Origin of the sequence: Zavarzinella formosa DSM 19928 (assembly GCF_000255705.1) — a bacterium.
Taxonomy (GTDB): Bacteria; Planctomycetota; Planctomycetia; order Gemmatales; family Gemmataceae; genus Zavarzinella; species Zavarzinella formosa.
Genome location: NZ_JH636439.1, coordinates 772,109 through 786,448, shown reverse-complemented (window position 1 = coordinate 786,448; position 14,340 = coordinate 772,109). Strand labels below are relative to the sequence as shown.

Sequence of the window (14,340 nt, the reverse complement as noted above, 5' to 3'; positions counted from 1 at the left end):
TCTTCTTCATCCTTGCATCCCGCCGACACGTCGGGCACAATCATCGCCGTGATGGTCCAACGTGTCTTTTGTCAGGAAGCGCCGATGACGAAACTGCTGCTCACGATGGCGATGATTTTCTGTTCCCTTCCGGCGATCATCGCGGCCGATCCGCCGCCGGTTGATCTGGGGAAAGTCACCGAGAAGCATGTGATGATTCCCATGCGGGACGGCAAAAAGTTATCGGCCTATCTCTATTTTCCCGAGGGCAAAGGCCCGTGGCCGGTGATCTACGAACAACGATACGCCGACCTTCGCGGAGCGGAGACGCGCAAATCCTTCGCCAAGTTGGCCGTGCCAGGGTATGTCGTGTGCGTGGAGAATTTCCGGGGGGCCTACCAGTCCGAGGGAACATGGGTTGGTTACCGGGCGCTTGGCTGGGGCGAATTGAAAGACGGTTACGACACGGTCGAATGGCTGGCGAAACAGGAATGGTCCACCGGGAAAGTCGGCACGCTGGGAAGCTCGCAGGCGGGTTTCGCCCAAAACTTTTTGGCAATCACGCAACCGCCGCACCTGGTTTGCCAATACATGATCGACACCGGCCTGAGTCTTTATCACGAAGGCTACCGGATCGGCGGCGCCACCCGGCCGATCCGCTTCAAGGGGATGGGGGCGGTCTGTCGTGATCCGTTGGATAACCAGAAGCTCATGCAAGAATGGTTCGCCCATCCGACCTACGACGACTATTGGGCGGCCGAGGATTGCTCCAACCACTTTGACAAAATGAACGTCCCCTGTTTCACGGTCGGCAGTTGGTTCGATTTCATGTGTGTCGGCTCCGTGGACAGTTACATTGGCCGACAGCACAAAGGGGGGCCGAAATCGCAAGGAACACAGCAACTGCTGATCGGCCCGTGGCTGCACGGACGCTTCAAAGACACCAACAAATCCAATGAAATGATCTTCCCGGAGAATGCCAAATTCCCGCTGGATGAACATGCCATCCGCTGGTTCGACCATTACTTGAAAGGCATCGACAACGGCGTGGAGCGTGAACCGACCGTGCGTTATTACGCGATGGGGGCTATCGGCGAAAAAGAGACTCCCGGCAACGAATGGCGCACCGCCAGGGACTGGCCGATTGCCGCGAAAAAAACCTCGTACTATTTGCACCCGGAAGGAAAGCTGAACACAACCGCCCCGACAGAAGAATCGGCCTCCACGACGTTTTTCGCCGACCCAGTGAACCCCGCAAAAATCCCCGGTCCTCCCTTCCCTGGCGCCAAGGATGCTCGCGACTTTGAGAAGCAAGCCGAAGTGAAAACATTCACCACGGATGTGCTGACCGCCCCCGTCGAATGGACCGGCAAGATCCAGACCGAGTTGTGGGTTTCCTCGACGGCCAAAGACACAGATTTCATTGTCCGCGTGTGTGATGTCTATCCGGACGGCCGGTCGATGCTTCTGGCCGATTACATTCGCCGGGCCAGATACCGGGATGGCTACGAGAAGGAAGTGATGATGGAGGAAGGTAAGATTTACAAGGTGGCGTTCGATGTCGGCTGGATCAGCCAGGTCTTCAACAAGGGTCACCGCATCCGTATCACCGTCGCCAGCACCGGGGCGCAGTTCTATGAGACAAACCCCAACACCGGCGAGCCCCTGACCATCGAACCACCCGCGAAGACGGTGGTGGCAAAGAACACAGTTTACTTTGACAAGAAGAACGCCTCGCGGGTGATCGCCCCGGTAGTTTTGCAGAAGTGATGTTGGCGAGAACCACGTTTGGAAACCGTCCTCACTCTGCTCATGAGGATGGTAACTTCTTTTGAGCTCAAATGTTCCAAGCCCCGGCGATTGGAAAGAGGGTATTTCCAATCCTCGAAACCGAACAGTCGCGGCGTCAGATGCGTCTATAATAATGTGGAGTTTTTCGGATAACCTCACCATTCGGCTGGCATTTCCCCTCCGTGCCTGCTCCCGGGAACTTGTTCCCCGCCCAGATTCCTTCTTTGCCTATACATTTGAGAAGTGAATCGTTTTTCGGAGATCCTCTGTGAGCAACGCGGAATCGGCCGTCTCTCCCGCCGCCGACCGGCGTCCTTGCCGCATTTTGTGCGTGGACGACAATCAAGACATCGCAGACACCAGCGTCAGCCTGTTCAAAGCCTATGGCTTCGACGCCCGGCCCTGCTACGACGGCCACTCTGCTGTGCGACTGGCCAAAGACTTCCAACCGGACCTTTGTTTCCTTGATTTGAATATGCCGGGAATGGAAGGAGATGAACTGGCCGTTCACCTGCGAGAACAGGCCGGCACACGGCCAATGACGCTCATCGCGCTCACCGCCATGAGCAGTTTGGGATATGTGCTGCGGACAGAGGCCGCCGGTTTCTCCCAATATTTGGTCAAACCGGCCGACCCCGAGGAATTGGTCAATATCGCCAGAAACACGGTCGTCTGAGGGTGGCCGGGTCGATCAACGCCGGGGAATCATCGGATTGGTGTCACCGGATTGCGGCGGTCGTCGCACCACTTTGGTGGCGTGCAGCCGATAGGCCAGTTCCAAGAGGATTTCCCGCACGTGAACCGATGTGTCGGCGGCCTTCTTGTTCTTGCCCTCGAAAGCATCATTGGCTTGGGGCGGGGAGAGTTCGGATTTCATATCGCATCCCAATTTTAAATCATTTCATGTTTGATGGCTGGATCTCAGCATTTTCCATACCGGAAGTTGAACACCCGTGAATTCATGGGCATTTCTCCAAGATGTGCAATTTCACCAGAGTATGTGTGTTGGAATTGACCAGTCAAAATTGCACAGTAAGCAGACGGGGCTCAAGTCTTCAGGCGATTCCGAACAATTTTGAGTGGAATCGCCTGTTTTTACCTGCCAAAGATGAAATGTGAGTGATTTCTCACGGTTTGGCGCGGGCCTTGCAAAAGATCATTCCATTCTTCCCGGCGATTCTGCGTCGGGAACCCAATTCAGGGAGTGTCAAATGACTTACGTCATCATCCGGCGGTGCCCCGTTTGCCCAACCATTAACGAACATGTTGAGCGATTGTTTACCGCCTTCAAAAAAGATCGACATGTGTTGGTGGTGCGGATCGACGGGTCGTTGGATGAGTTCACCATCTTGGTCGATGGAGAACAGATTCCGGGCATGTATGACGATTGTTTGAGACCGGTGGAAGACTTGGTTTCGGATATCCGCGAAGTGATGCACGCTCCCGCCGCTGTTTGAAGTGTGGTATTCAACCGCCGCCATCCAGTTTTCGCATGAAATCCACATAAACGGCATTGGTCCAGCCGAAGCCCTCGACCATGCCGTATAGCCCTTCCTCGGCATGATCCTCCGGTTCGACCACGTTGTACTTTTCTGAAAGCGTGCCTCGCAGGGCAAATTCCCGACGGCATGTCTCGCACCAGCGTCGACGAATCTCGTTGGCCTCCTTCGCATAACCAAATCGGTCCAGCCCAGCGGCGACAATCCATTGCAACGGCGCCCAGCCATTGGGGAAAGCCCACTGACGGCTGGCGCATGGCTCCAAGGTGGTCACCATGCCACCGGGTTGCAGAAACTTCGGTAACCAACGGCCGACGATCTTCGCCGCCTGATCCTTCGTGGCCCAACCGGCCCAGAGGGGGTAGAAACCGGCGAGGCTTGGCAACGGGTCGCGTCGCTCGGCCTTCCAGTCAAAATCGAGGAAGAATTCCTCCTCCGGACTCCAGAAAAGCTCGGACATCACATTCGCCCGTTCTTCCGCAGACCCTTTCCAAAACTCAGCTCCGGAAGAATTTCCTAATTCCGCATGCCAGGCGGCCAGGTCTGTTTCGCGCACATGCAAAATGCTGTTGAGACACACGGGCAGGAAGTCGAGCCAGCGCCCGGCCTCCGCCAGTGGGTTGGCTCCGTCGCATCTGGGCGAATGATCCCAACCGCTTTCACATGATGCCAGAAAATGGCTGTAGTTGATGTCGTGATAGCGCGACAACCCCCGATACTTGCGCCGCTCGTGCGGATGCTTTTCCCCCAGCCAGCAACCCTCATGTTCCCGCACGGCGAGATTTGTCATCCGCTTCAGAAACTCCGTCGTGCCCGGGTCGCTCCTTGCCTTCAGGACGGTCAAGGCGAGATCAACCATCCGGGTGAAAAATGGCGGCTGGCTACGGGAGGTAAAGTAATACCTCGTTCCATTGGGGATGAAGCCGAACCGCTCGATCAGATGGGCCATGTTCTCAACAATGTCGAGAATCAGCCACTCGCGAGAGGTGCCGACAAGGCCGAGGGCCATGAAGAAACTATCCCAGTAATACAGTTCCTGAAAAAGCGGCCGATGGGCGTCGGCGCTAGGCACCAGATAAGCCCTCGGCACACCGATCAGGGTTCCCGTGTCGGTCGGTTGATGACGGATCAGCCGCTCCCAGAACGAATCAATGTATGTTGATATGTTCGGGGTGGTTCGGGGAGAGGATATGTCGTTGCTCATTTGGCGCCCAGCAGCACGGCCGCCTCGCCGGGAATCCGCCAGCTTTCTTCGGTGTCGAGCGGCGCGGTGCCGTGGCCGCCGTACCTCGCCTCTTCGCTTGACCAGATGGGATGCCAGTGGGTTCCCTGCACCGGTGGCGCGAGCAACGGTTCCGGGGCCGGTTCCAAATGCAAGTCCCTGCCGAGATTCACCACCAACAGGCGGTCTTCTCCTTCGGGCACAAAATAACGAATCACGAAGGCGGACATTCCCAACACCGCTCCATCCAGAGTGGGTGTTCGGAAGGCAGGATCGTTTTTGCGCAAAGTCAACAAATCCTTGTGCAAGGCAATCCACTCTCCCCGGTTGGCCCGTTCGGCCGGATCAAGTTTGCAGACATTGAATGTCTCCGGGGCGGCCGGGTCGCTAAACAACCGTTGACCATCCGGGGTGGCCTGGCTTCGGAATCGCCGCATGGATTCCCGGCGGCCGCGCATCACCAAGGCGGCCAGGTCCGGATGATGATCCGCGAAATAAAGGAAGGGCTTGGTGCTGCCGTATTCCTGCCCTTGGAAGAGCATCGGTGTTCCCGGTCCGAGGAGGAAGAATGCCGTCATTGCCCGGTAACGAGACGGGCTGGTGAGTTGATGAACCCGCAATCCCCGGCCGGAATTCGACACCTGATCATGATTCTCGATAAAGGTGACAAACTTGTGCCGGGGAATATCAAACGCCGGCCGGCCCCGCCGTTGACGACTGTAGCTAAATTGCTGGCCCTGATAGAGAAAGCCCCATTTCGTTGCGCTAATGAGTTCCTGCGGGGTGCCGAGATAATCGGTGTAATACCCCTCGTTTTTGCCGGTCAGGGCAACACGGATGGCATGGTGCAAATCGTCATTCCAGAGGGCATCAAGCCCGCTGCCCCCCTTCTCAATCGGCCGAACCAAATCGGCTTCCTGTGGTTCGTTTTCAGCCATGATGAACACGGAGCGAGTTCCCGCCGCCTCCCGCACGGCCCGGCCGATTTCCGTCAGAATGTGGACCGGAGAATCGTCGATGATGGCTTGGGTCGCGTCGAGCCGAAGACCGTCGAGGTGAAATTCACGAATCCAATAGGCCGCGTTGGCGATGAAGAATTCCCGCACCGGTCCGCTTTGGGGGCCGTCGAAATTAAACGGATCGCCCCACTCGGTCATATGGCGGTCACTGAGAAAAGCAGGGGCAAACTCGCGGATGTAATTCCCATCGGGTCCGAAGTGGTTGTACACCACGTCAAGGATGACGCCGAGGCCGAGCTTGTGGGCGGTGTTGATGAACATTCGCATGTCATCGGGCGGACCATATTGATGGGCGGGTGCGAACAAGCTGACCCCGTCATAGCCCCAACCGAAGGCGCCGGGAAAATCAGCGACCGGCATGACTTCCACGGCCGTGATGCCCAAATCGGCCAGTTCCGGCAACCGCTCGGCCGCCGATTTCCATGTCCCGCCGGGGGTGAAAGTGCCCAAGTGCAGTTCATAAAGAACCTGGCCTGTTTCGGTCAGCCCCGTCCAGTCGGAATCATCCCATCGAAAGGATGACGGTCCGACAACCTGGCTTGGCCCATGCGGGCCATCCGGTTGACATCGAGAGGCCGGGTCGGGAAACAGGATCGGCCCGCCATCCAACCGGAAACGATAAAGCGAGTCGGCGGTAACCCCCTCGCACCAACCGGAATAATATCCCCCGGCCTCCGGATTCAGCGGAATCGTCGTCCCACCCTCGAAAACCGCTTCCACGGTTGAGCGAGCCGGCGCCCACACACGCAAGTGAACGCCACGATCAGGAATGACCTCGGCCCCAATGGGATAACGTCGGGGAACGGGAGAATCTTCTGCCATGTGGAATATCCCTTAATCACTCAAATACATTTTTGCGGTCTTGGACGGAGAACATCAGTGCCCGGCTTGATTTCAGATCAATAGGCCTCGGCGTGGATGAAAAGTGGAAATTATTGGAATGAAAATCACCCTCCGCTACGAAAACAATCGCTTCAATCACCACACCACGAAGCATCAAATGTTGGAGTCAACATGTTCGCATCGAACCTTCGCCAAGGGTTCAACAAAGCAAATGTGATGCCGTTTTCCGAGACCGATGACCGCCAGATTTTTGCCACATTTGCCCCGACAGTTTCCCAAGATCGCCGTCAATCGCTCCCTCAACCAAAAATCTCAATCACTCGAACCGGCCTACTTTCAAGCCGATTGACCCGCTACAACAGTCCCGTCAGACTCGACAATTCTCGGACGACTCACAAAAGAGACAGTGAAATGGTTCACTCTGTCATTTCCATTCTGGCCGAGGTGAAGCCAAAACAAGGCGAGTTGCTTCGTCGTTTGTTTGTGGATGATCCAAATAATCATTCAATCACCGCGAATTCCGCGCATTCAACGCCCCTCATGCTGGCCACCTTTGAGACCACGCATTTTCTCCGATGGGTGGTGCTTCCCTCCTACCAATCGGGTCCGGAAGCTCCGCCAAGTCCGGAATTTCTTGTCTTCGAGAGCAATTTCGATGGCTTGACCGAGGACTATCTTCGGGATTGCCTGGCGAAAAATCGGCTCTGGTTCACAACCGTGTATGCCCACTGCGTGGATTTCCCCGAACAGGGAAGCGACGATCAAATACTTGATTTCCTCCGGCAACGGATGCGTCCTTACAGCGCGTTGCACACCGGCTACCCGCATCTGACGCGGGCCATGATCGACGAACAAGACAAAATTCAACGTCATGTGGAAAAGTTTCTCGACGACGAACGCCCGAACTTCGCCGGGCAAACCGCCGTGCAAATTCACGGGGCGGTGGTCCGGGAATTGAAACAGGCGGGCTTGCAGGCCGAGGAAACATTTCCTGAACGGTTCTGGCCCAATCTGTTCAAAAACCTACCTCGATTGTTATGGGCGATCCCGCAGGGGATTCTCCTGCTCATCATGTTGCCCTATTTGCGATTCCGCGAGAAGATTGACCGGCCCATCGAAGACAAGCCGGTGGTGCCCTCCAAAGATGTACGCGAGATTGAAGACAGTCCCAACATCACTCAAAACCAGATGACGCACATGGTCCCGATCAAGCCGGGTTGGTTCCGGCATTGGCTGTTGAAACTGGTCTTTCTGATCCTCGACATTGCGGCACGAACTCTCTTTACCCACGGCCGGCTGGGATCGCTTTCCAACATCCATTTCGCCCGGTGGGTCATCCTGCCCGACGGCCGGTTGCTTTTCATGAGCAACTACGACGGCAGTTGGGAAAACTACCTCGGGGACTTTATCGATCAGGCCAGCGTCGGCCTGACGGCCGTGTGGAGCAACTCACTTGAGTTTCCCGAAACCCGCTGGCTGGTTGGCGGCGGTTCGCGGGACGGCCACCGCTTCCTGCACTGGACTCGCAAATACCAGATACGAACCGATTTCTGGCATAGCTGGCATCAAAGCCTCAATGTCAAAAACATCCTGAACAACGACGCGATCTGCCGCGAACTCCGGCGAACCCCGAGCGAGGCCGAAGCGCGTGAATGGTTGCGGCGGTTTTGATGTTGAGGGTCGTGCCGAAGGGCAAATGCTGATTTTCACTCGCAATCACAAGGCGACCATTCTTACCGAGGCATCCATGACGCTTGATCTCGCCGACATCCAAGGACTTGTTGCGTTTGGCTATTCACGCTTGCGATTCTCGAGTTTCGAGTTTCTCCACATCAAAAATCGACATGAAACAAAACGCTGGTTGAAAACTCTGCCAATCGAGGATGCCCGTTCTCGGGAGGAGAAGGCCAAGGCCGACGTCCCTGTTTCAAGCACGGCCCTCAATGTGGCCATCGGCGCGCCGGGTCTGGTCAAACTGGGCATTTCCCGGTGCGAACTATACGCCAATTTTCCCCCGGAGTTTTGCGGCACCGACGACGAAGGCGCCCCGAAAAACTCGATGGGAGAAGCAATCCGAGCGAATGTCCTTGGCGATGTGGGAACCAACGACCCGCATCATTGGGAATACGGCAATCCCAAACAACCCACGCTGGATCTGGTCGTTTTGCTATACGCAAAAGACGAAACAGAACTGGAGAACCTTCGGGCTCGCTGGATCACCCCGGCCATCGACAGCGGGGCCGTGAGCCAAATCGCCTCGGAGAAGTCCCGGATTTTTGAAGACGAGAGGGAACATTTCGGCTTCCGTGACGGTTTGTCCCAGCCCGACATCGACGGAATCGGCGGGGCGACGAAACCATCGGCCATCAACCCCGGCGAGTTTTTGCTAGGCTGCCCGGATGAATACGGAACTTATTCCTATTCTCCGACGGTCAACGGCGGGCATTTCGATTTCGGGAAGTTCGGCAGTTATCTGGTTATCCGAAAATTAAGACAGGATGTGGCGGGCTTCCATCATTACTTTCAAAAAGAGGCGGCCTCTCATGGCGGGTCGGTCACCGCCGGATGGCTGGCCGCCAAATGCGTGGGGCGGTGGCCAAGCGGCGCGCCATTGGTTCGATATCCGCAAACGGACCCCGGCATGGAGGGAGACAATAATTTTGAATACGTCGGCGACGGGAAACAGCCAATTGATTCCGACGGTTTGAAATGCCCGATCGCCGCCCACATCCGCCGATCCAATCCACGCGACAGTTTGGACGAAGGCTCTGTCCAATCACGAGTAACGGTCAGACGGCACCGTTTGTTGCGTCGCGGCCGAACCTTCGGGGAACGCCCGGTCGATCCGGCCATTGATGATGGCAAATCACGGGGATTGTTCTTCATCACGCTTCAGGCGAGCATCCGCAAACAGTTCGAGTTTGTGCAGCAGACGTGGTTGAATGATGGAAAATTCTCGCGTCTTTACGAGAGTCCCGATCCGATCACCGCTCCCAAAGTTTCGGCGGAAATCCCGCCGAGCATGACCATCCCGCAAGACCCCGTTCGCCTCCGGCTAAGCGGGATGCCCCAATTCGTGACCACTTTGGGCGGTGGATACTTCTTTCTGCCAAGCCTGTCGGCGATGCAATATTTGTGTGAGTTACCGGACAAATGACCGGGCGACCTATTAACGATCCGAACCGATGACACGGCGAGACATTCAAACGCCTTAATTAACACTCGCCGTCAGCGGCCGACCTGTCAGCCCGGCGATCAGGTTCTCGGCACAGATACGGGCCATTGCATTCCTGGTGTCCACGGTGGCGCTGGCGATGTGCGGCGCGATCACGCAATTGGGTAGCGTGTACAACTCATGTTCCTTGGGTAGCGGCTCGGGGTCGGTCACGTCCAGACCGGCGGCGAAAATCGTCTTCTCCCGCAGGGCTTTCGCCAACGCCGCCTGATCGACGACGGGACCGCGCGAGGTGTTCACAAACACCGCCGTCGGCTTCATCTTGGCGAATTGGGCGGCCCCAAAGAGGCCCTTGGTGTCTGCGTTCAGGTCGGTGTGAACGGAGACAAAATCGCTCTCGGCCAGCAACGTGTCCATCTCCACGCGGGTGGCTTTCAGTTCCTTTTCCGCTTCTGGTTTGGGCGAGCGGGCGGAATAAAGCACCTTCATGCCCCAGCCGTGATGTAGCCGTCGGGCGGTTGCCAGCCCGATGCGGCCCATGCCGACGATGCCCAATGTCCGGCCGCTGAGATCCTGACCAAGCCAGCCGCGCGGGTCCCAAGTGAACCAACGCCCTTCCCTGGCATCAATGGCACTGTCCCACAACCGCCGGGTGGCCGCCAACAGCAGGGTGACGGCGATATCGGCGGTCGCCTCGGTGAGAACGCCGGGGGTGTTGCCGATCTTGATGTTCCGGGCTGTGGCCGCCGGGATGTCGATGTTGTTCACACCCACGGCGAAGTTGCTGATGATCTTCAAACCGGGGGCGGCATCCATGAGCGGGCCATCGATGCGATCCGTCAACAGGGAGACGAGACCGACGCAACCATTCACCTTTTCCTTCAGAACGGACGGCGACGGGGGGAGAAGTTCCGGCCAAACTTCCATGTCGCAATGCGGGGCAATCATATCCAGGCCGAGATCGGGGATGCGCCGGGCCACAAAGACGCGGGGTTTCGCGGACATTGGTCAACTTTCGGAGAGCTGTCAAGGGGAACAAGCAGGGTGATTCTACCCCGTTGAGGCAGTCGTGGCGAGTTGGCATCGACACGGGTTTCGGGAGATGTTATCCCTTCGTCGGCGGACATGGAAAATCCGTCTTGGAATGGAGAAGATGCCATGAGTATGAATCGTTGGAAGGTGGCGGCCTGCACGCTGACCCTTGGGGTTGGCGGACTGGCGGTATTTGCCACGGACAAGAAGGAATCCCCCAAAGACGCCCCCCCGGCCATCACTGTCAAACCAGCCACCCCCGCGGCCGGTTCGGACACGCCGAGCGGCCCTGTGAAGGCCCCGCTCAAAGAACTGACCACCGAACCGGCGAAGACCCCGCCTCCGGCCATCGAGTTTGAACTGGACCTGCCGAGTGTGCCCGCCCCGGCCTTACCCGTGAAGCAAGTGGTTCCGGCGCCGGATTTGGACATTCCCGCTCCGGCCACCGGCAAGGCTTTGCCGCACGAGGAAGCTCCGCCGCCAAAGCCGGCTTCCACCCTGAAAACAGGAAGCAAAGATCCGGTGTTCGTCCCGGTGGACCTGCCCGACTTGCCGCCGGAAATCGTCCCGGTGAAAGCCGAGGCCGACACCAAGAAAGAACCGGTTTCAAAGCCGGATGCGCTGAAGAAAGACGAGCCGAAACCGGCCGTCGGCAAACCGGATATGACGACCCCGAAGTTTCCCATATTGGAAGCCGAAGAAAGCTTCGACATCAAGCTGCCGAGCGCACCGAAGGCCCCGGAAACGGCCCCCCCGCCATTGCCGGAGACCAAGAAACCGGAAGCCCCCAAGCCGACGATTGCGCCGCCGGTTACCCCGCTCCCGCCGAAAGTGGAAGCCCCGCTCCCGCCGCCGGTGGTTCTGACGCCTCCGGCGGCCAATCCGTTGCCCCCGCTGAACGAAGTAAGCAAGCCGGTCCCGGCTCCGTTGCCTCCCGACTCCGTGAAATTGGTTCCGTCCAAACCGGTGGAAACGACCCCCGCCCCGGCAGCCGCCCGTTTGAAGATGACCCTTCGCATGGGGGACGGCAAGCCCCGTTTCGAGATTCGCAACACCTCCAGCGAAGAAATCTTGCTGAAGGTCTACGGCGAGAAGATCGAAATGTCGGCCCCGCAAGACGGCCGCCCCTCGACCTTGGCCGGGGTCTCGGCGATTGGCCATGTGAAGTTCACAGCCCCTGGCATTGAGGGAACCTGCGAACACCTCACGATTCTCTCCGGCACCGGCGAAGTGCTGATGAAGGGGAACATCCACCTCAAGACCAAACGCGGCAAGTCGTGGAGCGAGATGACGGCCGAGAAGATGGTCTACCAAATCGGCACGACCGGTCTGAGTTCATCGCCGGCTCCGCGACCGATGGTCACCCCGGCCAGCTATATTCCCGATTGATTGAAGTATCTATCGTTCAATTCCAAGAGCCTTGCCGTTCATGCGGCAAGGCTCTTGTTCGTTCACAAATCCTGAATCCGCCGGGCAATTCTCTATTTCAATTCCATCACACCCCCAAGAGGTCGCCGCCATCATGCCGCGCGCTTGCTCTCACTTTTCCACTGCCACCTTGTTGTTTGTAACGCTTATTATCCCCGCGTTCGGGGCCGAACCAACCGGCGATCTGGCCAAACTTCTCGCCGACGTGAAGTTCGACCATTATTCGGATGCCTATGGCTATTCCGAGGGACCGACGTGGAGGAAAGGCGAGGTCTTCTTTTGCAGCGGAGCGTTGCTTCGCGTGGATGCTCAAAAGAAGTTCCATCGGTATTTGGAAATCAATCCAGCCGGCACGGTCCTGAAAGGAGACGGGCATCTGTTGGTTGCGGATAACATGAGCAAGGCGATCCTTGACGTCTCCCCGGAGGGCAAGGCGGGCGTGATTGTCGATCAAGTGAACGGCCAGCCGCTTCGCGGTCTCAACGACCTCACGGTGGACGCGAAGGGCAATATCTACTGGAGTGATCCCGAAGGTTCGACGCCAACCAATCCCGTGGGGAACATCTACCGTGTGCGGCCCGATGGCAAAGCCGATCTCATCGGCGGCGGTCTGGCTTTCCCGAACGGATTGGATGTCGATCCCGCCAGCAAGTTCCTTTACGTGATCGAATCGCAGACAAAGAAGATCCTGCGTTACGCCCTTCCGGCCGATAACAAAACGCTCGGCAAGCCGGAACTCTTTTACGATCTCGGCGGTTCCGGCGGCGATGGTTGCGTGTTCGACGCCGAAGGCAACCTTTGGGTGGCCGACTTCCACCGACCGGAAACCGGCAAGGGCCGGATCACCGTGTTGAGTCCGGAAGGAAAAGTGCTCGCGTATTTGCCGGTCCCCGCCAAAGTGGTGAGCAACATCACCTTCGGTGGCCCGGATCACGATGAGATTTTCTGCACCACCGGCGAACCTCCGGGAGTGTTCCACGCCAAAGTCGGTGTCAAAGGTTTTGCGGGTCATCCCGGCAAGCCGATGGCAATCACCCGCATGTTAAATCTTGTCCCGATGAAACCGCATCCGGATGCAGAACTTGTCAAACGATACCTGAAAAGACAGGTTGAAAAAGACCCGGCCATCGAGAACTTCGCGTTCCGTGACAAACAGTTGCAGACAAAGCTCGCTACCTTTCTCTCGGCCGAATTGAAACCGGCGTTGACCCGTCAGGCCGCCGAAGGAAAACTGCTTGATGAAATCAGACGTCTTGTCGGGAAAGCCACTCGCGAAGTCTTTGCCCCCGACTGGTTGCGGGAAATCACCGGTGATGAAGCCCTTTCGATGTTCTCTCGGATCGTCGAAATCGATCTCAACGAAAACACGGACGGCCATAAGGTGCCGACGCCGAAAAAGCCCGGCGACCGCGTCACCGACGATTGGCTGAAACAGTTGGCCGGGCAAACCGAACTGCGGAACTTGCAACTTTCCGGCACCGCCGTCACCAGTTCCGGCCTTGTTCACCTCAAGGGACTGACCAACCTTGAACGGCTCAACGTGTGCCTGACGGCCGTTGGTGACGAGGGGTTCGAGCATCTCGCCGGGCTGACGAAAATGCAGCGAATCACGGTCTGCGCTAGCAAAGTCACCGGCTCGGGGTTTCAACATCTCGGCGGGATGAAACAACTGGTGTCAATCAACCTGCACTCCTCCCCGGCCAGCGACGCCGGATTGGAAGCCATCGGCAAACTGACGAGCCTGAAGCGGCTTGAAGTCGTTCACACGAAGGTGACGGACGCCGGGTTGAAACATCTGGCCGGATTGACGAACCTTCGGCAACTGCATGTTCACGGCCCCGAAACCACGGAAGCAGGATTCTCGTTTCTGCCTCAGTTAAAACAACTCGAACAACTCGACATCTACGACCGAGGCGCGAGCAATGCCACGCTCGAACAAATCGCCAAACTCCCGGCGTTGAAAAATCTCATGCTTGTCATCGGCGTGTTTGACGACGAGGGTTTGAAGGCCATTGCCAAGATGACCACTCTCGAAGAACTCTCCTTGCAATCCCCCAAGATCACCGATGCCTGTGTGGAAACACTTGGCAACTTAAAGGGACTTGTCAAACTTCACCTGCACGGCAAGTTCACCCCGGCCGGACGGGAGAAGCTGAAAATTCTGTTGCCGGGGACCGAGATCACTTTTGCGGGATCGTGACAATCTGTTGGCATTCATTCGAGTGACAGCATCGTTGTCGCTCGAACACTTTTCAGATTGCTGATCTTTTTATCCATTTTGCCATCATTTCCGTTTGTTACCCCGAACCCCTAGCTTCGCCTTGCCAAATCGCGCAAGGCATGGGTATGATC

At 57.2% G+C, this 14,340-nt stretch carries 11 protein-coding genes; 7 read left to right on the top strand and 4 right to left on the bottom strand.

What is annotated here, in order from left to right; all coding sequences use genetic code 11:
• The first annotated feature begins 84 nt into the window (after positions 1-84).
• Entirely contained in the window at positions 85-1,749 is a 1,665-nt protein-coding gene (locus BGIM_RS0104205) for a CocE/NonD family hydrolase (RefSeq protein WP_040888067.1), read from the top strand.
• A 289-nt stretch (positions 1,750-2,038) separates the two neighbouring features.
• Positions 2,039-2,446, top strand: a complete 408-nt coding sequence (locus BGIM_RS0104200; protein WP_020468547.1) for a response regulator — start codon at positions 2,039-2,041, stop codon at positions 2,444-2,446.
• Positions 2,447-2,461: 15 nt separating this feature from the next.
• Here the strand turns inward: BGIM_RS0104200 and BGIM_RS0104195 are convergent, their stop codons facing one another.
• On the bottom strand, positions 2,462-2,647 hold the full coding sequence (locus BGIM_RS0104195; RefSeq protein WP_020468546.1) for a hypothetical protein: 186 nt from the start codon (positions 2,645-2,647) through the stop codon (positions 2,462-2,464).
• 334 nt (positions 2,648-2,981) lie between these two features.
• Here BGIM_RS0104195 and BGIM_RS0104190 point away from each other — a divergent pair, with 334 nt between their 5' ends.
• Positions 2,982-3,227, top strand: a complete 246-nt coding sequence (locus tag BGIM_RS0104190; RefSeq protein ID WP_020468545.1) for a hypothetical protein — start codon at positions 2,982-2,984, stop codon at positions 3,225-3,227.
• A gap of 10 nt (positions 3,228-3,237) precedes the next feature.
• On the opposite strand, the gene BGIM_RS0104185 is transcribed toward BGIM_RS0104190, so the two are convergent.
• Positions 3,238-4,473 carry a trehalase family glycosidase gene (locus BGIM_RS0104185; protein ID WP_020468544.1) on the bottom strand — a complete coding sequence of 412 codons (1,236 nt, stop codon included), beginning with the start codon at positions 4,471-4,473 and terminating at the stop codon, positions 3,238-3,240.
• Positions 4,470-6,332: a malto-oligosyltrehalose trehalohydrolase gene (gene treZ / locus BGIM_RS0104180; protein WP_020468543.1), complete on the bottom strand. Its 1,863-nt coding sequence runs from the start codon at positions 6,330-6,332 to the stop codon at positions 4,470-4,472. The genes BGIM_RS0104185 and treZ overlap by 4 nt, the downstream gene beginning before the upstream one ends.
• Before the next feature lie 432 nt (positions 6,333-6,764).
• On the opposite strand from treZ, the gene BGIM_RS0104170 reads away from it, so the two are divergent.
• Together BGIM_RS0104170 and BGIM_RS0104165 are read left to right on the top strand one after the other, a co-directional pair.
• Complete coding sequence (locus BGIM_RS0104170; protein ID WP_157368602.1) at positions 6,765-8,024, top strand: hypothetical protein; 1,260 nt, start codon at positions 6,765-6,767, stop codon at positions 8,022-8,024.
• Positions 8,025-8,049: 25 nt separating this feature from the next.
• Positions 8,050-9,510: a Dyp-type peroxidase gene (locus tag BGIM_RS0104165; protein ID WP_020468540.1), complete on the top strand. Its 1,461-nt coding sequence runs from the start codon at positions 8,050-8,052 to the stop codon at positions 9,508-9,510.
• A gap of 54 nt (positions 9,511-9,564) precedes the next feature.
• Here the strand turns inward: BGIM_RS0104165 and BGIM_RS0104160 are convergent, their stop codons facing one another.
• On the bottom strand, positions 9,565-10,533 hold the full coding sequence (locus BGIM_RS0104160; RefSeq protein ID WP_020468539.1) for a 2-hydroxyacid dehydrogenase: 969 nt from the start codon (positions 10,531-10,533) through the stop codon (positions 9,565-9,567).
• A 153-nt stretch (positions 10,534-10,686) separates the two neighbouring features.
• On the opposite strand from BGIM_RS0104160, the gene BGIM_RS0104155 reads away from it, so the two are divergent.
• Both BGIM_RS0104155 and BGIM_RS0104150 read left to right on the top strand, forming a co-directional pair.
• Positions 10,687-11,949, top strand: coding sequence for a hypothetical protein (locus tag BGIM_RS0104155; RefSeq protein WP_157368601.1), 1,263 nt, complete (start codon positions 10,687-10,689; stop codon positions 11,947-11,949).
• A gap of 133 nt (positions 11,950-12,082) precedes the next feature.
• Positions 12,083-14,188 (top strand): SMP-30/gluconolactonase/LRE family protein, encoded by a 2,106-nt coding sequence (locus BGIM_RS0104150; protein ID WP_157368600.1) that lies wholly within the window; start codon positions 12,083-12,085, stop codon positions 14,186-14,188.
• The last annotated feature ends 152 nt before the right edge of the window (positions 14,189-14,340 follow it).

Coding starts and splice junctions, on each gene's coding strand:
- BGIM_RS0104205 (WP_040888067.1), top strand. CDS start 85: ATGACGAAACTGCTGCTCACGATGGCGATGATTTTCTGTTCCCTTCCG.
- BGIM_RS0104195 (WP_020468546.1), bottom strand. CDS start 2,647: ATGAAATCCGAACTCTCCCCGCCCCAAGCCAATGATGCTTTCGAGGGC.
- BGIM_RS0104190 (WP_020468545.1), top strand. CDS start 2,982: ATGACTTACGTCATCATCCGGCGGTGCCCCGTTTGCCCAACCATTAAC.
- BGIM_RS0104185 (WP_020468544.1), bottom strand. CDS start 4,473: ATGAGCAACGACATATCCTCTCCCCGAACCACCCCGAACATATCAACA.
- treZ (WP_020468543.1), bottom strand. CDS start 6,332: ATGGCAGAAGATTCTCCCGTTCCCCGACGTTATCCCATTGGGGCCGAG.
- BGIM_RS0104170 (WP_157368602.1), top strand. CDS start 6,765: ATGGTTCACTCTGTCATTTCCATTCTGGCCGAGGTGAAGCCAAAACAA.
- BGIM_RS0104165 (WP_020468540.1), top strand. CDS start 8,050: ATGCTGATTTTCACTCGCAATCACAAGGCGACCATTCTTACCGAGGCA.
- BGIM_RS0104160 (WP_020468539.1), bottom strand. CDS start 10,533: ATGTCCGCGAAACCCCGCGTCTTTGTGGCCCGGCGCATCCCCGATCTC.
- BGIM_RS0104155 (WP_157368601.1), top strand. CDS start 10,687: ATGAGTATGAATCGTTGGAAGGTGGCGGCCTGCACGCTGACCCTTGGG.
- BGIM_RS0104150 (WP_157368600.1), top strand. CDS start 12,083: ATGCCGCGCGCTTGCTCTCACTTTTCCACTGCCACCTTGTTGTTTGTA.